The organism is Fictibacillus sp. S7 (assembly GCF_004127935.1).
GTDB classification, from domain to species: domain Bacteria; phylum Bacillota; class Bacilli; order Bacillales; family Fictibacillaceae; genus Fictibacillus_C; species Fictibacillus_C enclensis.
Window position 1 is genome coordinate 3,394,983 of record NZ_QJKL01000001.1, and the last position, 19,845, is coordinate 3,414,827.

The 19,845-nt window shown below is 46.6% G+C and carries 15 protein-coding genes; 11 read left to right on the top strand and 4 right to left on the bottom strand.

Features of this window, described 5'->3' with window-relative positions:
- The first annotated feature begins 48 nt into the window (after positions 1–48).
- From DMO16_RS17640 to argH, 10 genes are all read left to right on the top strand, one after another.
- The gene (locus DMO16_RS17640; RefSeq protein WP_129478924.1) at positions 49–1,749 is read left to right on the top strand and encodes a sigma-54-dependent Fis family transcriptional regulator; all 1,701 of its coding nucleotides are present in this window, start codon (positions 49–51) and stop codon (positions 1,747–1,749) included.
- A 161-nt stretch (positions 1,750–1,910) separates the two neighbouring features.
- Positions 1,911–2,891 carry a 2-keto-3-deoxygluconate permease gene (locus tag DMO16_RS17645; RefSeq protein ID WP_129478926.1) on the top strand — a complete coding sequence of 327 codons (981 nt, stop codon included), beginning with the start codon at positions 1,911–1,913 and terminating at the stop codon, positions 2,889–2,891.
- A 35-nt stretch (positions 2,892–2,926) separates the two neighbouring features.
- A complete protein-coding gene (locus DMO16_RS17650) occupies positions 2,927–4,228 on the top strand; it encodes a four-carbon acid sugar kinase family protein (protein ID WP_129478928.1) in 1,302 nt (433 codons plus the stop codon).
- Positions 4,212–5,222 (top strand): 4-hydroxythreonine-4-phosphate dehydrogenase PdxA, encoded by a 1,011-nt coding sequence (pdxA, locus tag DMO16_RS17655; protein WP_129478932.1) that lies wholly within the window; start codon positions 4,212–4,214, stop codon positions 5,220–5,222. The genes DMO16_RS17650 and pdxA overlap by 17 nt, the downstream gene beginning before the upstream one ends.
- 376 nt (positions 5,223–5,598) lie before the next feature.
- Complete coding sequence (locus DMO16_RS17660; RefSeq protein WP_129478934.1) at positions 5,599–6,801, top strand: ROK family transcriptional regulator; 1,203 nt, start codon at positions 5,599–5,601, stop codon at positions 6,799–6,801.
- A 15-nt stretch (positions 6,802–6,816) separates the two neighbouring features.
- Complete coding sequence (locus DMO16_RS17665; protein ID WP_129478936.1) at positions 6,817–9,324, top strand: PIG-L family deacetylase; 2,508 nt, start codon at positions 6,817–6,819, stop codon at positions 9,322–9,324.
- A 59-nt stretch (positions 9,325–9,383) separates the two neighbouring features.
- On the top strand, positions 9,384–10,472 hold the full coding sequence (locus DMO16_RS17670; RefSeq protein ID WP_129478938.1) for an extracellular solute-binding protein: 1,089 nt from the start codon (positions 9,384–9,386) through the stop codon (positions 10,470–10,472).
- 26 nt (positions 10,473–10,498) lie between these two features.
- Positions 10,499–11,611 carry an ABC transporter ATP-binding protein gene (locus DMO16_RS17675; protein ID WP_129478940.1) on the top strand — a complete coding sequence of 371 codons (1,113 nt, stop codon included), beginning with the start codon at positions 10,499–10,501 and terminating at the stop codon, positions 11,609–11,611.
- A complete protein-coding gene (locus DMO16_RS17680; protein WP_129478943.1) occupies positions 11,608–13,293 on the top strand; it encodes an ABC transporter permease in 1,686 nt (561 codons plus the stop codon). Before DMO16_RS17675 ends, DMO16_RS17680 begins: the two co-directional genes overlap by 4 nt.
- Before the next feature lie 21 nt (positions 13,294–13,314).
- Complete coding sequence (gene argH / locus DMO16_RS17685; RefSeq protein ID WP_129478945.1) at positions 13,315–14,823, top strand: argininosuccinate lyase; 1,509 nt, start codon at positions 13,315–13,317, stop codon at positions 14,821–14,823.
- Positions 14,824–14,832: 9 nt separating this feature from the next.
- Here argH and DMO16_RS17690 read toward each other — a convergent pair whose 3' ends face one another.
- The gene (locus DMO16_RS17690; RefSeq protein ID WP_241840587.1) at positions 14,833–15,582 is read right to left on the bottom strand and encodes an AAA family ATPase; all 750 of its coding nucleotides are present in this window, start codon (positions 15,580–15,582) and stop codon (positions 14,833–14,835) included.
- A gap of 640 nt (positions 15,583–16,222) precedes the next feature.
- On the opposite strand from DMO16_RS17690, the gene DMO16_RS17695 reads away from it, so the two are divergent.
- Positions 16,223–16,684, top strand: a complete 462-nt coding sequence (locus DMO16_RS17695; protein ID WP_129478949.1) for a hypothetical protein — start codon at positions 16,223–16,225, stop codon at positions 16,682–16,684.
- A gap of 73 nt (positions 16,685–16,757) precedes the next feature.
- Here DMO16_RS17695 and DMO16_RS17700 read toward each other — a convergent pair whose 3' ends face one another.
- From DMO16_RS17700 to brnQ, 3 genes are all read right to left on the bottom strand, one after another.
- Entirely contained in the window at positions 16,758–17,378 is a 621-nt protein-coding gene (locus DMO16_RS17700) for a class D sortase (RefSeq protein ID WP_241840588.1), read from the bottom strand.
- A gap of 66 nt (positions 17,379–17,444) precedes the next feature.
- Positions 17,445–17,906, bottom strand: coding sequence for an excalibur calcium-binding domain-containing protein (locus DMO16_RS17705; protein ID WP_129478953.1), 462 nt, complete (start codon positions 17,904–17,906; stop codon positions 17,445–17,447).
- Between the two features lie 417 nt (positions 17,907–18,323).
- Entirely contained in the window at positions 18,324–19,688 is a 1,365-nt protein-coding gene (brnQ, locus tag DMO16_RS17710) for a branched-chain amino acid transport system II carrier protein (RefSeq protein WP_277873762.1), read from the bottom strand.
- Positions 19,689–19,845: the final 157 nt, after the last annotated feature.

Below are 19,845 nucleotides of genomic sequence, written 5' to 3' on the forward strand. Positions count from 1 at the left end.
TTTACGCTATACTAAGAATATGATCTTACAAACAGCGGGTGTCGCCTAATGAAAATCAAAACACTGTTCGTGGCTCCATATGCCACCATGAAAAATTTAATAGAAAACAGCGCCAGTGAGCAGGATGAGCTGGATGTACATATTGAAATCGGAAATTTGCAAGAAGGTGTGGAAATCGCCAGGAAGGCGGAAAAGCAAGGCTATGAGGTGATCATTAGCCGTGGAGGTACGGCTAAACTGATTCAGGACGAAGTGGGGATTCCTGTGATCGATGTTCACGTTTCCGGATACGACATGCTTCGCGTATTAACACTGGCCAATGATTTTAACGGAAAAAAAGCCATCGTCGGCTTCTCCAACATTACACTCGGCGCCAGGGCGATCACGGACGTGCTGGATATTTCAATCGAAGTGTTCACCATCGAAACGGAAAAGGAGACGATTCCTCTTGTACAGCGGCTGAAGCGGGAAGGGTATGAGCTGATCATGGGGGATGTGGTCACTGTCGATGCCGCTGGACACAATGGAATAACGGGAATATTGATCCAGTCGGGCAAGGAAGCCATTATGGATGCTTTCGGGCGGGCCGGCACCATGCATCGGGTACTGCAGAAAAAAATACAGGAAACAGAGCTGCAGCGGGCGATCCTCAAGCAGGCAGCGCCAGATTGGATGGTTCTATCAAAAGAAGGCGCCATTTTATATGAAAACTGGGATACCTTTTCTGCTCGGCCACTGAGCGATCAACTGCTTGAAAGCTTGCAGGCGCCGGAATATTCCCCGGGTAAAACGTATCATCATATTCTTCAGCAGAAGGAAGAACGGCTGCATCTGGCCGTTCATTCCATCTCAATTGGAGAGGAAGAATTTCTTCTGTTTTTGGTGAAGCGGACAATGTCCTCAAGTGACCAAAACCAGTTGGAGGTTCAAACCGTTGCTCACCGGCCTTTCCTGATTCATCAAAGTCAGGCGATGATGGAGTGTGTGGAGCAAGCATCGTCTTATACATCTTCACAACCACTTCTGCTGCTTGGAGAAAGAGGGACAGGCAAGAGGCTGCTGGCCCATTATGTTCACTATCTGCAATTTGGATCTCATGGATTGTTCGCATCCATTTCGGCAAGTGATGTCCTGACTTTGCAGGAATTATCATTCGATCAGGCGATTGCAACCGTTTATGTCCATTCGATTCACAGGCTGGATGAAAAACAGGCTGAAGCATTTGTTCAAAAGGTGATGGAAATCAGCAAATCCGGGGTTTTGGTTATTGCTTCCTTGACCTCGAACGAAGAAAGATGGAGCAGTCTGCTGTATCATGACCGTCTTAACAGAATAAGAGTGCCGGCCCTTAGGGAACGAAGAGAGGATATACCCGAACTTGTCTCCTATTTTATGGCCCGTTTCCACCAGAGAATGGGTACGACAGCCATCCGGATCAGAGAAGATGCTCTTTCTCAGCTGGTGCAATACGACTGGCCAGGAAATGTGTCACAGCTTAAGGCCCTGATTAAGGATGCCGTCGTCAAAGAAAAAGGATACAGTCTGGAAAAAAAGGCTGTTCTCGAACTATTTAAGCAGAATGAAGCAAGTGAGGAAAAGGATGTCTCTCATCTGCTGCAGGGAACCATGAACGAAATCGAAGAGAAAATCATTCATCTCGTTTTAAAGGAAGAAGAATACAATCAAACACGGGCGGCCAAGCGTCTGGGAATTACCCGTGCCACCTTATGGAGGAAGCTGAAAAAATAATTCAGCTTTCTTTTTTTGTGTTTAAAAATTAAACTATTTTTATTGAATTTAAACATTTCTCTTGCGTTTTTTTATAAAAGAGGTTTATTATCATGAGTGAAAACGTTTTCCTCAATAATTGATGTTTAATATTTAAACGATAAAAAAGGCGGGGTTAAAACATGAAGATTAAACAAACGATTGAACGCATTCCCGGCGGCATGATGTTGATTCCATTGCTGATTGGTGCATTGATAAAAACATTTTTCCCGGAACTATTTGATTTGCCGGAATTCAAAAGCTCCTTTACGGGCGGGTTGTTAACTGGAACTTCGGCGTTACTGGCGGCATTTTATGTGTGCCTCGGTTCAACCATTCGGTTTGAGGCGACTGGCTATATATTGAAAAAGGGAGTATCCTTATGGGTTGGTAAAATTGGAACCGCTCTTATTGTAGCGTTGCTGATCAAAGCCCTCGCTCCTGATCAGAATCATTTATTTCTCGGACTTTCCGCGCTTGCGATTGTAGCCGCTTTCTCGGATACAAACGGCGGATTATACATGGCATTAATGGGCCAGCTCGGCAAGAAAAATGAAGACGTCGCAGCCTATTCCATTATGTCATTGGAGTCAGGACCATTCTTTACGATGTTGATTCTTGGGGTGGCAGGTCTCGCCAGCTTCCCGTTATTGGCATTTGTCTTTGCCATCCTTCCGTTGATTCTCGGTATGATCCTTGGAAACCTGGACGAAGACATGCGTACTTTCTTAAGCAAGGCTTCAGATGTAATTATTCCACTGTTTGCCCTTGCACTGGGTGCGGGTATTGATTTAACCAAGGTTGTCCAGGCTGGAGCCTCCGGAATCATCCTTGGGTTGGGTGTTGTTCTTATCACAGGCATTGTTCTTTTCACAGCAGACCGTATAACTGGAGGCGACGGTGTAGCAGGGGTGGCAGCTGCATCTACAGCCGGCAACGCTTCTGCGGTGCCATTGGCAGTGGCGGCCGTATTTACAGGCTATAAAGAAGTGGCGGCGGTTGCGACACTGCAGGTGACCGCAGCGGTTGTTGTCACCGCTATTCTTACGCCAATCCTGACCGCATGGCTCGCTAAACGCACACAAAAGAAAAACACCCGGGGAGAAGTCAACGTCTCACATTAACGATCAAAAAGTTTTTAAAAAAGGGGTTTTCTTACATGCAATTATTTATACTGGCGGATGATCTCACGGGTGCAAATGATTCCGGCGTCCAATTGTCAAAACAAGGCTTTCGGTCCAACGTTTGGTTTGATGCCTCCCGGGGAGAGGAAGATCCGGCTGATGTGGTGATTTATGATACGGACAGCCGGGCTGTACAGGAAGAAACAGCATATGACCGGGCACGGCAGGCGGTTACCTTTCTTGAAAACAGAGAGGATGTCCATGTATATAAAAAAATGGATTCTACCCTCAGGGGGAATATCGGAAGCGAGCTGAAAGCCGTAAGTGACGGCTACAGGCCGGAAATGGTAGTGATTTCTCCGGCCTTCCCGAAGCTCAAAAGGCAGACCATCAACGGCACTTTGTTTGTTGACGGATGTCCTGTGGAAAAAACGGAGTTTGGGAGAGACCCAAAAACGCCAGTGAACGAAAGCCATATTCCCACGCTTCTTACGGGGCATGCCACTGGTCAGATTCAAACGATCGATACACAGCTGCTGTCCCTTTCGATTCAGGAGGTCAAAGCAGCTGTCGCTCAAGCTCTGGATGAAGGGAAAACATGGTTTGTCTGTGATGCTGAAACCGAAGAGCATTTAAAGAAAACAGCATCTGTATTTGCATCCTTCCAAAAAAAAGCGCTGTGGGCAGGATCAGCAGGATTGATTGAATACCTTCCGGATGCGCTTGGCCTGCAACCCCCCAAAGAAGCGAATGATGAAACAAGGGAAATCGGAAAAACCCTGACCGTTTCTGCGAGCTTGTCAGGGACAACAAAAACCCAGCTTGACAGGGTAAAAGAAATGAATGACATCTGCATGCTTGAAATGGATCCTGCCGATCTTATCCAAGAAACATATGATGTGCAGACGATTGTGGATGAGGTAAAGCAAAAGAAGGAACAAAAGCATTTTCTCCTTTATGTTGACAGCTGCGAGGAGAATAGGAAAGCTGCAGAAAAGCTCAGTGTTCAACTGAACATGGACAAAAATCAGATTGGTGAAGCCATTTCAAGAGAGCTTGGCCGCATTGCCCGAAGCCTTTTAATTGAGTTTCCTGCCATACAGGGACTGGTTTTGACAGGTGGAGATACGGCCAAGGCGGTATGTTCAGAGCTTGGCATGGACAGGATGGAGCTCCGGTCCGAAATCGAGGCAGGCTTGCCGATCGGCAAATTAAGCAACGAAAACAGTGAATATTGGGCGGTCACCAAGGCTGGTGGATTCGGAAACGAACAATCCTTGGTACACGCGTTGAAATACATGACAGGAGAGGTGCTGGAATATGAGTCAAAATCATAAAAGTATTGTCGGAATTACTATGGGAGACGCAGCCGGAGTTGGACCGGAAATTATTTTAAAAAGTCTCGCTCACCAGGAAATTTATGATCTTTGTGCACCGTTTGTGATCGGTGATGCAAAAATACTCGAGCGTGCAAAAAGCTATGTGAACTGCGAGCTTGCTGTTCAAACGATCACAGAAGAAGAACTGGACAACCCTGATTTTCAGTTTGGAACGGTCTACTGTCTGGATCTGAATCTTGTACCTGGAGATCTTCCGGTAGGAGAAGTGTCCTCCATTGCCGGACATGCTGCGTTTGAATATTTAAGCAAAGCCATTGACCTGGCCAACAAAAAGAGAATCGATGCGATTTGTACTGCTCCTCTTAATAAAGAGGCATTGCATAAAGGCGGCCACAAGTATCCTGGCCACACCGAAATCCTTGCTGAATTGACCAACACCGACGAATTTTCCATGATGCTTTCTGCGCCGAATTTAAAAGTCATTCATGTGACCACTCATGTTGGCATTTTGGATGCGGTGAAGATGATCAATCCTGAACGAGTGTACCGTGTCATCAAACTGGCTCATGATACATTGAAAAAGTCAGGCATTGTAACACCGAGGATTGCGGTCTGCGGTATTAACCCGCATGCCGGTGAAAATGGATTGTTCGGCTATGGGGAGGAAGAAGAAAAAGTAATCCCAGGCGTCCGGAAAGCTCAGGAAGAGGGCATTAAGGTAGTTGGCCCGCTTCCTGCAGACACCTTGTTTTTCCGCACAGTTCGCGGTGACTTTGATATCGTCGTCGCCATGTACCATGACCAGGGCCACGGGCCGGTAAAAGTGCTCGGGCTCGATGCAGGCGTGAACATTACCGTCGGGCTTCCGATCATCCGTACCAGCGTCGATCATGGAACAGCCTTCGATATTGCCGGTAAAGGCATTGCCGAAGAAAAAAGCATGTCCGAGGCGCTTCGCCAGGCGGTTGAACTGGCTCCAAAAAGAGTTTAATCATTTAAAAGAGGAAGAGAAGGCAGAAGATGCTTTCTCTTTTTTTGTTCTTTATGAAAATGACGTGATATGCCCTTATTTTTTGTCGAACCGCAATTAATGTGATCCAATCCGCAACTACTCACCCACCTTGGTTCCAACTTACTATGCCACCCTGCTTCCTATCTACCTCCCCCTGCCTAACACCCACGACCATTTCCTCATTTTGGAAAAACGAAGCCTATGTGATTGAATTTTCAGAATACGTCTCTTACAATGGACGCAAAGTTAGGCATCTTTACTAACTAACCATTTTTTTATCCCCACTTTTATTTCCATATCAAGAGGCTTCATCATCCCATTGATCAAAGGAAGACTAAATAAAAGGAGAGAAGTGATGAAATCCGATCACAAGGGCCGGACCGCCTTTATGAAGGAAAAGAACAAGCGATGTGTTCTCCGTTGTGTAAAAGAAAAAGGACCGATCTCACGCTCTGAAGTCGCCGATCAGCTTCAGCTGTCCAAACCGACCATTTCTGCCCTTGTGGAGGAGCTTCTTCAGGAAAATTGGCTAAAAGAAGTCGGACCGGGAAGCGCAGGCCTGGCTGGCGGGCGAAAGCCTATCCAGCTGTTATTCAACTCCAGGGCGGCTCACGTCATCGGAATCGATATGGGGGGCACAAAGGTAAGGGCGGGCATCTGTGATCTCGATGGCCAATTGCTTGCTGTCGATGAATTTCCAACCCAAACCCAAAAGAAATCGCTTTTGAAAGCATTGAAGCAAAACGTAGAAAACCTTTTGAATCAAGCTTCCCTAAATCCTGATGACATCCTCGGCATGGGCATTGGCGCGCCCGGAATGACGGATACAGAAAGAGGAGTAGTAATTGATGCTCCTAGTTTGAACTGGACGCAGTATCCTTTAAAAAAAGAGGCGGAGGCTTTATTTCCGTGGCCGGTCATGGTGGATAACGATGTGAATGTGGCTGTCCTTGGCGAACAGTGGCTTGGCGCGGCCAAAGGGATGGACCATGTGGTGCTCATTTCCATTGGTACTGGAGTAGGGTGCGGAATGCTGATCAATGGCCAGCTTTACCGTGGAGCGACTTGGGCTGCAGGCGAAATCGGCTATATGGTCACGGATATGGCTAAAGCGAGATGTGCAGACCTTCCGCCACCACATGAGGGGTACGGCTTTTTAGAACAATATGTGGGAGGCGCCGGAATCGTCCAGAGCATGAAGCAGGAACTAAAAGACCAGCCAGAGTCGCTCTTTCCAAATAATTTCTCCGCAAAGGATGTTTTTCAAAAAGCGAAGGATGGAGACCGGGCAGCAGGTAAGGTCCTTGATGAGGTACTTGATCATATTGGATTTGCTGCAGCCAACATGATTTCAATTATAAATCCTGAAGTTGTTCTTTTAGGAGGTGGCATTTCAAGAAGTGCAGATTGGTTTTTGCCCAGGATTCAGAAGACCATCCAAGATTTTGCTCCGGTATCGGCCCCGGTGCTTCCCACAGCTTTGGGAGAAAACCTCGGGGTTGTCGGTGCTGTATCGCTTGTGCTTAGGGAAACGGAAAGTGTACTTAAAGAGCTGTAAAAAGGAGATGGATTCATGAAACGTTTCATGGCTGTTATGATATCTGTCCTGTTGACCTCTATCTTGATGGTTCCAGCGAGTGCGCAGGAACAAACAGCAAGTGAAAAGCCGAAAGATCTATGGAGTGCGTTAAAGCCCCTTGATACCATCATCAGTTTCCTCAATACAGGCGCCCATCCGGATGATGAGCGAAGCGACCTGCTTGCCTACTTATCCCGTGGAAAAGGGGTAAGGACGGCGAGCCTGATCGCGAACCGTGGAGAAGGAGGCCAGAATGAAATCGGTAACGAGCTCGGAAATGCGCTCGGCATCATTCGTTCAAGAGAGCTGATTGAAGCCTCAAAAGTGACAGGGGTAACGGTGTACCACCTCAGCCGCAAACCGAGCGATGAAATTTATGACTTTGGGTTCTCCAAATCAAAAGAAGAAACGCTGGCGAAATGGGGAGAACAAACTGCCTATGAACGGGTCATCCGCATGATTCGTACATACCGCCCGGATATTGTTATGCCCTCGTTTTTGGATGTGGATACGGAGCACGGCCACCACAGAACGATGAATTACCTGACGATTAAAGCCTATCAGGATGCTGCAGATCCCAATGTGTTTCCGGAGCAGCTGAAAGAAGGGCTCAAGCCATGGGCCATCAAGAAGCTTTATCTGCCTTCCGATCAGAAAAATGCGACCACTTCCTTTGAAATCGGCATGATGGATGACGTATATGGCAAAACCTATCCGCAAATCGGTGAAGAATCCCGTTTTCTACACAAAAGCCAGGGGATGGGCCAGGACATACCTGCTGTACCAAGAACCATCAACCTGAAGCTTGAGAAATCCAGAGTGGGAACACCGGGAAAAGAACAAACTCTTTTTAATGAGATTCCTTATGATTTTAAAGAGTATGCCGGCACGCTCAGCGATAAACGTGTGAAGAAGAAGCTGGTAAAGCTGCAGGAAGAGTTTGATGGGATGATTGAAGAATATCCGAACAGAGCGGCGATTGCCAAAGATGTATATCCGGCCATCAAGGATACCGAAAAGCTGGAGAAACTTGTGAAAAACAGCTCAATGCCAACGGAAACAAAGAGTGATTTGCTTTTCCGTCTCGATATTAAAGAAAAGCAGCTTATGAATTTAGCGGCAGAAGCATCCAATGTGGATGTGCGTGTGGATCTCAACCAGCCTGTACTTGTTCAGGGCGGCTCTGCAAGAGTCACCGTCACTGTAAAAAATAACGGAAAGCAAACGCTCAAACACGTGAAGCCAGCCCTTCACCTGCCAAAAGGCTGGAAACAGGCGGGGAATGTACCAAAAACAAAGCTGAAGCGCGGCCAATCGCAAAAATTCACGTACGGAATTAAGGTTGCGAAGAATGCTTCTTATTATCAGCCGTATGATCCTTCTGTCATCACGGCCAGTATTGCTTATAAGGTTCATGGAACAACATCACAAAAAACGTATGAACCGGAACAGACAGCAGCGGTCCTGCCGGATGTATCGGTTACAAATGATCCGGAGAGCCTGGTGGTCAATACGGCCGACCTGAAAGATTCAATCCAGGTGAAGGTAGAAGCGAAAAACAATACTGCCGGAAAAGAATCAGCGGTGCTGCATCTTAATGCCCCAGAAGGCTGGAACGTGACCAACAATGATCAGGAGATTACCTTCAAGGAGAAGGGTGAAGTTCAAAATGCCACGTTTACCATAGACCTTCCTCAATCGGTAAAAGAGGACGACTACAACCTCCAGCCGGAAGCCAGGGTGAACGGAAAACAGCTGAGCACATCGGTTCAGGTCATCTCGTACCCTCATATTGGCACCTTCTATTACTTGTATGATGCGGGAACGAAAGCAACCGCTTTTCCACTCCACTTTGATGCGGATAAAAAAATCGGCTATGTGGAAAGCGGGTTTGACAGCGTGTCCGGCAAGCTGCGTGCGGTAGGAATGAACGTTGTCTCCCTTGAAAAGGGCGAGCTGGAATCAGCGGACCTTTCCCAATTCGACACGATTGTGGTCGGCATAAGGGCATACCTCTCCAGGGAGGATTTGCTTCAAAATAACAGCAAGCTGCTGGATTTTGTGAAAAATGGCGGTCACCTGGTGGTTCAATATCACAAGCCGGAAGACAAGTGGGATGCTGAAAAATCAGCGCCGTACAAGCTTGTGATTGGCAGCCCGTCTATCCGCTGGAGGGTAACGGACGAGAATGCAAAGGTAACAATGACAAAACCGGAACATCCTTTATTTAATACACCAAACAAAATTACCGACAGTGACTGGGACCACTGGGTACAGGAACGGGGTCTCTATTACCCAAGTGATTGGGACAACCATTTTGAGACGTTTGTCAGTATGGCCGATCCCGGTGAGCAGCCATTTAACGGAGGCATTTTGATGACGGACTACGGAAAAGGAAGCTATTTGTATACCAATCTCGTATGGTACCGCCAAATCCAAAACAACGTGCCGGGCGGATACCGGATTTTTACGAATTTAATTGATTACTCCAAAGAGCAGTAAGGAACGGAAGCAGGAGAGCAGCGCTTTCCCTAATTATTTTTTTAAAGGAGTGAACCGTAATGGCCGGAAAAAAAGCATTATCCTCTATAGCAGGTGCTGTTGTCAGTTTATCGCTGCTCTTAAGCGGATGCATGGCGGGCAGCCAGACCGACAAAGCGAGCGGAGATAAAAGCAAGAGTAATTTGGAAGAAAAGGTTGTCATCTATTCACCGCACGGCAAGGATATTCTGCAGGAATTTGAAAAAAAGTTTGAAGCTAAAAATCCGAATGTCGATGTGGAATGGCTCGATATCGGATCCCAGGAAGTGCTGGACCGGGTTCGTTCGGAAAAGAAAAATCCTCAGGCCGATGTTTGGTGGGGCGCTCCTTCTGTCATGTTCAACCAGGCGAAGGGGGAAGGGCTGCTCGAGCCGTATAAACCAACGTACGCCAAGGCACTCGAAGATGAGTTTCATGACAAAGACTGGTCATGGAGCGGAACGAGCCAGACGCCCGAAGTCATCATGTACAACAGCAAGAAGCTGTCAAAGGGAGAAGCGCCAAAGGACTGGGATGACCTCTTGGATCCCAAATGGAAGGATAAAATTATTATTCGTTATCCTCTCGCATCCGGAACGATGAATACCATTTTCTCCGCAATGATATACCGCGATTACAAAGATTCAAAGGATCCCAAGAAAGGCTACGAGTGGCTGCAAAAGCTTGATGCCAACACGAAAGAGTATTCCGCGAACCCTGAAATCATGTACAGCAAAGTGGCTAAAGGGGAAGGAACGGTATCGGTTTGGGATATGCCGGACGTTGTCATGCTGAAGGAAGAAAAAAATTATCCGTTTGACTTTGTCATTCCCGAGAGCGGGACGCCTGTACTGACCGAAGGAATCGCTCTTGTGAAAAATGCCAAACATCCAAAAGCAGCGAAAGCGTTCTATGAGTTTGTGAATTCCAAGGAAGCCAACAAAATTCTCGCTGAAAAGCATTACCGCATCCCGATCCGTACGGATATTGATAACCTGCCAAAATGGATTGAAGAAACAAAAATCAAGCCCATGGACATTGACTGGAAGGTCTTTGAAAGCAAGTCCAACGGGTGGATGGAATATTGGGATAACAACATTAAAAACAAAGAAAAAGAACAAAAAGAGTAGTTTTTCGAGGATAGGGGGAGCTGGACATGTCATCCGTAACGCTGAAAAACATCACAAAGTCATTTAAAACCGTTCAGGCGGTAAAAGAACTCAGTCTGGACATTCAAAAAGGGGAATTCTTTACCTTTCTGGGTCCGAGCGGCTGCGGAAAAACGACGACACTCCGGATGATTGCCGGATTTTATTACCCTACAACAGGTTCCATTTTCTTTGGGGACCGGGAAATGACGAAAGTCGCCCCGGAAAAGCGCAATACCGGCATGGTTTTTCAAAATTATGCCCTGTTTCCACACATGACGGTTTTTGAAAATGTCGCATTCGGTTTGAAGGTCCGGAAGCTGGCATCGGCGGAGGTGAAAAAGAGAGTAGAGGAAGCGCTTGCCAAAGTCCGGCTGAATGCTTTTATTAAGCGGCAGGTTAGCCAGCTGAGCGGGGGCCAGCAGCAGCGGGTGGCCCTCGCCCGCTCTCTGGTCATTCAACCGGAAATCCTGTTGCTCGATGAGCCGCTAAGTAACCTGGATGCCAGGCTGAGAGATGAGATGAGAACGGAAATTTTGCGGCTGCAGCGGGACTATGGAATTACCACCATTTATGTTACGCATGACCAGATCGAGGCGCTCTCGATGAGCGACCGGATCGCTGTGTTTAATGCGGGAGAATGCCAGCAGATCGGCACGCCCAAAGAAATTTACAACGAACCGGCCAATGACTTTGTGGCTTCTTTTATCGGGGAGACGAACTTGATTCCGGTCCAGATGGAGGGGCGGGAAGGAGAAACACTTCAGTTTTCATGGGAGGATGACAACAACAAGAGGCTTATGGCAGAGATGCCGGTGGCGTTTTCTGAAGAAGAGCTTTTGTCCGTTTCGATACGGCCCGAGGCAGTAGAGGTGTACGGGGAGCCCCCTGTAAATCTGCAAAACGTGTATGAGGGGACCATCGAGCTGGCCCAGTTCACGGGAGCCTCTCTTAATCTCTTTATCTCACTTGGTGGAAAGGTCGTGCAGGCGATGGTGCTGAACACCATGGCACAACCGGAGCCCGAGCCCGGGGACCGGATGTGGGTAAGGCTCCCTGAATCCCGTGTGCGTGTCGTTCCGCGTGTGCTGGAGCCAAAGGAAGGACGGAGGATTTCATGAAGAACCGGGACCATCGTTTCACACTTCTCCTTTTAATCCCGGTTGTTCTTGTTTTGGTGGCGTACGTTCTCTATCCATCGCTGCGCACACTGATTGAGAGCTTTCAAAACAAGGAAGGCTGGAGCGGCGGAAATTACAAAGATTTCTTTGGCTCTGAAAGCCGGTCCAACCTGCAGGCGCTTTGGAATTCGGTTTATATCTCCCTTTTGAGTGTTTTCTTTTCCGCCCTGATCGGTGTGCCGCTTGCCTTTATTTTTAACAAATATGAATTTCCGGGCAGGAGTTTCTTCTCGAGCGCTGCCATCCTTCCAATTGTTCTTCCGTCACTTGTTGGAGTAATGGCGTTCATGTTTTTGTACGGAGAGTCGGGGCTTGTTCCCAATGCGATGAAAGACCTGTTCGGACTGGAAAATGTGCCGTTTAAAATCGGCGGTGTGTCCGGCATCCTTATCGTTCATGCGTATACGATGTACGTTTACTTTTATATGACCGTCTCGAGCACAATCCGGAGCATTGATCCCTCTCTTGAGGAAGCGGCATACAACCTGGGCGCCAGCCGGATGACCGTGTTCAGAAAGGTGACGCTTCCCCTTTTGACCCCCGCGATTGTGGGAGCATCGCTTTTGGTGTTTATGACATCGATGGCTTCTTTTAGCGCTCCTTTCCTGCTGGCGGGGGGCTTCAGGGTGCTCAGTCTGCAAATCTATTTTTCAAAAGTCAACGGCAACCTGTCCATGGCTGCCACCCAATCTGTCATTTTATCCATCGTATCCATCTCATTTTTGCTGTTCATGAGATGGTACCAGAACCGTCGTGATTACCGGATGGCCACCAAAGGGATTGGCGCTCACCGCAGTGAAATCAAAAATCCTTTGTTAAAAGGACTGATGGTTGCGGTTGGGATTGTGGGTGTCATCATTCTTCTTCTTCCGCACATGACCATTTTGATCCTGTCGCTCGTCCCGGACGGCACGTGGACGTATCAAACCTATCCTTCCGCGTTTAATGGAGAAAATTATTTATTTTTATTTACAGAGCCAAAAATATGGGACCCGGTGCGGAACAGTTTGATTCTGGCGTTTCTGGCCACGCTCGGAAATCTGGTGTTTGGCGTGCTGACGTCTTATGTCCTCGTGAAACGAAAGTTTGTCGGCAAGAATATGCTGGATATTATGGTGATGCTTCCGTGGGCATTGCCTGCTACGGTGGTGGGGATGAATCTCGTGCTGGCGTTTAATGAATCCTCCATATTTACGTTTGGGCATATCCTGGTGGGCACCTTCTGGATTTTGCCGCTTGCCTATTTTATCCGGCATATCCCGCTCGTTGTCCGCTCGACTAACGCGACACTCGAACAGCTGGATGACTCCCTTGAAGAAGCGGCCCGCAACCTCGGGGCCAAGTGGTTTTATCTGTTTCGGAGAGTCGTGCTTCCACTTGTGATGCCGGGAGTGATGGCCGGCACGCTGCTGGCATTTGTGGAAGCGGTCGGCGAATTTCCCACGTCGGTTTTACTGTATACGCTCGGCAACCGGCCGATCTCAATTGAAATTATGAACCAGCTCCGCATGTTCAACATGGGGCAGGCGGCCGCTTATGGAATGATTCAAATCAGCCTGATCGGCCTGGTGCTGTTCATTTCGAACAAGTTTTTCGGCATCAAAGCCGAGCGGTCCCTCTAATGCAGAAGGAGGACACTAAAAATGAAATTTAAGGAAGCATTTATAAAGGAAGAAGGACGAACATTTCCGGGGAAAACGTATGAGGAACATTTATTAAAGCATGTGTTCAATGATCAGCGCGATTACCTGTTTACCGAGATGTTTGCCATTCACAGGGCGCATGTCGTGATGCTTGCCGAGCAGAATATCATTAAAAAGGAGGAAGCGGCGAGGATTCTGGCCGGTGTGGAAAAAGTAAGGCAGATCGACTGCAGCCAGCTGATTTATGATCCTCTTTTTGAAGACTTATTTTTTATGATGGAAAGCAGGCTTGCCGATGAAATCGGTCCGGACCTTGCTGGGAAAGTTCACATCGCCAGAAGCCGTAATGATATGGGTGTCGCGATGTACCGGCTTGTGTTACGGCGCCATATTTTAACGCTCATTGATCATGCACTCGGGCTTGGTGATGCGCTGTTGGAACAGGCAAAGGAGCATACCGAAACTGTGATGACCGCCTATACCCATACCCAGCCGGCCCAGCCCACCACGCTTGGCCATTATTTGTTGGCGGTCTACGACATACTGGACCGGGACATTCGCCGGCTTTGGTCAGCTTATCACACGGTTAATGCTTCTCCGATGGGCGCGGCTGCGCTCTCCACGACAAGCTTTCCCATCAGCAGAGACCGGATCCGTGAACTTCTTGGGTTTAGAAGTATTGTTGAAAACTCCTATGATGCCATTGCAGGAGGAGACTACTTATTGGAGACGGCATCTGCTGTAATGATCCTCATGACCGATACCGGCCGCTGGATTCAGGATTTTCTTCAGCAGGCTACACGTGAGTTTGGTGTTATTCGTGTAGCCGATCCCTACGTGCAGATTTCAAGCATCATGCCGCAAAAACGAAATCCGGTGTCGATTGAACATTCCCGCTCGTTGGCCAGTTCGGCCGCTGCCGAAGCGATGGCCGCCATTCATATGATCCACAATACGCCGTTTGGAGATATCGTGGATACAGAGGATGACCTGCAGCCTCACTTGTACCGAAGCTATGAAAAGGCCTCCCGCGTCCTTAAGCTCATGAAAGCTGTAATCACAACGATGGAAGTGGATGTAGAAAAAATGAAACAGCGGGCAAACCAGTCCTTCATCACGATCACCGAGCTTTCAGATGTGCTGGCCCGCGATAAGGAAGTGCCTTTCCGCAAAGCCCACCAAATTGCCAGTGTGGTTTCTAAAAATTGCGCAGCGGCTGTTAAAGAGCTGTATGAAGTTTCGGCAGACACGGTAAACGGCTGGATCAAACCATTTTTTGATGTGACTTTAACGAACGAAGAGTGGGCGGCAATCACAAATCCGTTGGAATTTGTGCAGCGGCGAAGGATTCAGGGAGGCACCAACCCCATGGAAGTCAGCAGAATGATTTCGGAACGCGAAAAGACCCATGAGAAGCTGGTCCAAAGACTTGCAGACGAACAATCTTACTTAAATCAATGCAGCCAGCTGCTGGATACAGCCGTTCAAGACAAGATGGCAGGTAAATAGTAAAGAGATTCAGGGCTTAAGCAAATGATGCATCATACGGTCAGGATCATCAAAAAATTGCTTCATCACTTGATAATGCTGGGTTTCCTCCAAGTTCACCTCTTGTATCCCATCTCCAGTCAGTTCCACGATTTTGGCTGAAGGATACGCCATTATAATGGGCGAGTGGGTTGCAATAATAAATTGCGAATGGTCGCTGACGAGCTCATGAATCCTGGAAACCATGGACAGCTGCCTGAGGGGAGAAAGGGCAGCTTCCGGCTCGTCCAGAATATAAATCCCTTTTCCCCTGAACCGGTTCAAGAAGGTGGCGAAAAAGGATTCACCGTGGGACTGTTCATGCAGGGATTTTCCGCCATACGAATCAATTAATCTGAATCCTTCCGGTTCACTGTCCAGTTCCTCGATGTTTGTCGCCACATTATAGAAACTCTCCGCACGCAAAAAGAAACCGTCTTTCGGCCGTTCCATCCCTCTGACGACCGTCAAATACTCGTCAAGAGCCGAATGTGAATCATAGGTTGAAAAATTAAAATTCAAAGAACCGCCCTCGGCATTAAAGCCCAAAGAGAGGGCGATCGCTTCAAGCAGGGTGGATTTTCCCATACCGTTTTCACCAACAATAAAAGTAACCTCCGGATGGAGCTCCAGTTCGTTCAACGATTTTACAGCCGCCAAATTGAAAGGAAAAGAATTGAATCCCGGAACCTTGTCCCGGTTCAGCCGGATGCTTCGGAAATAAGGAGAATACAGATCCAAGATATCTACCTCCGATCTAAAAAGATAATATTCATATTATAGTATAATGAGAGAAACAGGAGGTGCCTGAAATGAAACGATCCAAAAATTACACGGTCATGTTCCTTCTTCTTTCTTCTGCATCGGTCTCAGGGGGTATGGGGTGAGTATGCGCCAACCATTGGCTATGGACTCGCTTTCCTTTTTCTCCTTGCGGCTGCCTTTGCACAAGGAAAAAGGGAGGAACCAAAGAATTGTTAATGAGTTTCAGACCGTACATAAGGTTCCATAGCAAGTTGAAGCCCCTCCATGTTAGGGCTTTTTTATTTAGTACTCGAAATTTTTATAAAACGAACGAAGGGTATTCCATATATAGAAAATTTTAGAAGTAAGCAATAGGAGATGAGTATATGCGGATTTTTAACGCTGCTCTTTAGAATCATACTCATAATCGCTTTTATCATTATCGGAGTCAAATTTCTTTCTTTTTTTCAGCTCCGCCCCCGTCGAAAAGGGATAAAAAAGTAGGTTGGATCCTTGGAATTATTATGTTTTTCGTCGTGGTTATCTCAGGATTGATAGCTAATTAGGGACCCGTTTTCCCAATCGTTCATATACTGGTACGCAGGCTGAAATGATATAAAAAGGGGAGCGGACAGCAATGAATATCACGTTACCCATCCCATCCCGCTGGGGGATCAGCGCAGAAGTCGGCGGCAGGCCGCTTATCTGGGGAACGGTAGAAATCCATTCGATAATGGATCAAAAAATTGAAGGAAGCATCAATTTCAGGGGAGTGCCGATTCCAATTCAAGGCTACTGGACGGAGAACACGAGGCATATTATGTTTGATTCGCCGTACGCCACTTTTTCGGGCAATCTCTCTATTTATGACGATCCTTCTATCAACACCCGGCATTTTCTGATTAACGGACGGCTGCAGATGAAGCAAACGTCCATGATGGCCGGTGAGTATGGAACATGGGTGGCCTCCACCAATGCGCCCCTTGGACAGGGAGGCGGCATACCACAAGGCCAAAGCCAGATACCTCCTGTGGGAGCGTTTACCACCTCCGATTACCTGAACGGTGCGGTGAACAGAGGACAGCAAACAGCTGAATGAGAATTTCTCATTCAGCTGTTTTTAACCAAGGACGTTTATGTATAGGTTGTTGCAGTGCAAACTTTCCTGAAATCTATACTCTTTTCGCTTGTATGATGTACCGGTCAGGCGCATGTCCAAAGTAATCAAATGGATAACAAGTGGTAAGTGTCAGCCTTTCAGTCTTCGTTGGCACGATAACACTCCTGTCATCTTTATCCGTGATCCAATGTTTTTCAACCACATACCAGTACACCTTATTATTCATTTTTACAGCGAGCTTATCTCCCGGTTGTATACTGTCCAAGCCAATAAAAACGGTATCCCGATGGCCACTTAAAACTACATGACCTTTCTCTCCAGGGGTAACCGTATACTTCCGGTTCGAGTACATTCCAACCCCTTTCTTCAACGCTTTCTCATCCGTTCCCCAATACACCGAAAATTTCTTTCCCATTATGGGAATGATGAGTTCTGCCATTTTTTCACCAGCGTTATAGGAGGGAGGTTCTTTCTTTTTTCTTGGTTTCGGTGGCGTCGTTATTGTTTCTTTTTTGGAATCTTGACTCTCAACCGTTTTATCAATACTTTTATACTTTTTAATCTCTTTTTGTGTCAGTGCTTCTGCCGATTGGCGGGCCAAAAACCAATTAAATAAATGATAACCGGAAAACGCCAGCCCGATAATGATCAAAGCAATACCTATTGTCCTCATCATGCCTTCTCCTTATATCAATAATAGAAAAAGAGCGGGCTCAGTCCCGCTCTTCGTTGTAATAAATTATCGAACTTTCTTACGAGCGAAAGCTAACAGTACACCCATTCCAGCTAATAAGGCTCCACCTGCAGCTGCAATTGGTTCATTCGAAGCAGTTTCAGGCATTTCTCCACCATCAGATGAAGAAGAAGTTGAGTTCCCAGTACTTGAGCTGTTGCTGCTTGTATTTCTGTTATCGCTAGCTGAGTCATCGGTTGAGTTATTGTCACTGTTATTATTTTTGCTGGCTACAAAAGAATCATATTCGCTCTTGCTTACTTCACAAGGAAGTCCATCACTATCCCGGTCCAAATCATGCGGATCGTTATTAGCATTATACCCATTGCTATGCCAAAATTCCATTACCGCTTGATGGGTGGAAAAATCCGAACAGTTCTTATCTCCTGGCCCAGCCGCATTTACCTGAAGTCCAGTAGCAGAAGATAATCCCAATGCAACAATCCCAACAAGTGCCAACCTTTTCATCTTGTCGCCTTCCTTCTCTGTGATTTTTTTCTCTTACTGTGGTTATTTCTAACCGCTTTCATCATACTGTGTAAAATATTGGAAAACAATCCTACTTTTGTCGGTTTTTAAATGATATTGACGAAAAATGTAGATATTTATAAATAGAACTTTTGGATTATGTAATACCCATATATGGTTTTATGTAATAAAAGTCCGTTTGCCAGCGAAATCTAAAGATCTTCTCTTGTTTGTGGTTTAAAATTTTTATAGTTTAAATAACTTCCCGATTAACCAAACTTTTAAACAGCTTCTGTGGATATTTTTCGAAAATTCAAACTCTCAATAATTTATAGCAGGTAAACAAAAAAACTCTTTCGATGCTTATTAGCAAGGAAAGAGTTTTTGCTGTTCAAAAATATAAAAAGTTAATAATCGTTAAGAAACCTGCCTGTCACGATTCTGGCCGGCAGCCACTTGCGATTGTGCTCCCGGAATCAAGCCTACGAGGTGACCAACGAATGCTCCGACGATGGCCGGAACCACCCAGCCAAGTCCTGCATCATAGAGCGGCAGCACATGTGAGAAAAAGGAATTGACAGCCGGGATGGAAAGCTTGGCTGCATTTAAACCATCAAATACAGAAACAATAAACGTAAACAGTAAGCTGATTTGGTAAACCTGTCTGCGTCCTTTAAACAGGTTGTGTGCAAAGCTTAGAACGATAAGCATGATTGCCAGCGGATAAATGGCGGTCAGTACCGGAACAGAAATGGCGATCAATTCATTTAACCCTAGATTGGCGGTCAATGCACTGAAAACAGAAAGTGCAATCGCGAGGCCTTTGTACGATAGTTTTGGAAAAATGCTATGGAAATACGATGAACAGGCTGTCACCAGACCCACACTTGTGGTCAGGCAAGCCACCGTAATCATTAAGCCCAAAAACACATTTCCAAGCGACCCGAAATAATAGTTGGCTACAGCGGAAAGAACTTCACCGCCATTGCTCAATTGGCCAAGCTTTGAAACGCTTGAAGCTCCCATGTAAGAAAGGGAGGTATAGACAATCGCGAGAACGGAAGCAGCAATGAGTGCGGCTTTCGCACAGGTTACAGCGATCACTTTCTTGTCGCTGCCTCTTTTTTCTTTAATGGCATTGATGATGATGATGCCAAAAACGAAGGCAGCGAGTGTATCCATCGTCAAGTATCCTTCCTGAAACCCTTTAAAGAAGGAATTGGTTGCAAAGTCCTTGGTCGGAGCCTGGATTGGCCCAATTGGATGAACAAATGCGGCAATGACCAAAATACCGATAAACGTCAATTTCAGCGGTGTTAAAATCTTACCTACAATATCAACGATCTTTGTAGGGTTAAGCGAAAGCAAACAGGTGATGCTGAAAAATACGATTGTAAAAATCAGCAGTGGCAAATGCCCGCTGTTTTGCGGCAAAAACGGTTTTACGCCAATTTCAAATGAAACGCTGCCTGCACGTGGCAAAGCAAACAGGGGACCAATGGCCAGGTACAGAACAAAAGTATAAAGAGCACTGAACCACGGATGAACACGGTTTCCCATATCGCGTAAGTCGTTGCTTCCGGAAATCCCAAAAGCAAATACCCCAAGCAACGGAACGCCAACACCAGTAATGAGGAAGCCAGCGTTGGCAATCCAAACGTTGCTTCCGGCACTTTGTCCGAGCATGGCCGGGAAGATAAGATTACCCGCCCCAAAGAAAAGAGCGAATAACATAAGGCCAATAACCAATGTATGTGAAGACTGAGTCTTGTTGTTAAACACAAACAACCCTCCGAATAAGAATATTGTGAATATTTATATTATAACATGTCGATTTTTGTCGATCAAACTGTCGAATACAATATACGATGATAACAACGCTCACAGAAGAAATCAAGGGGAAATTCAAAAAGAATTTAGTAAATTTCAACTTTTCCCT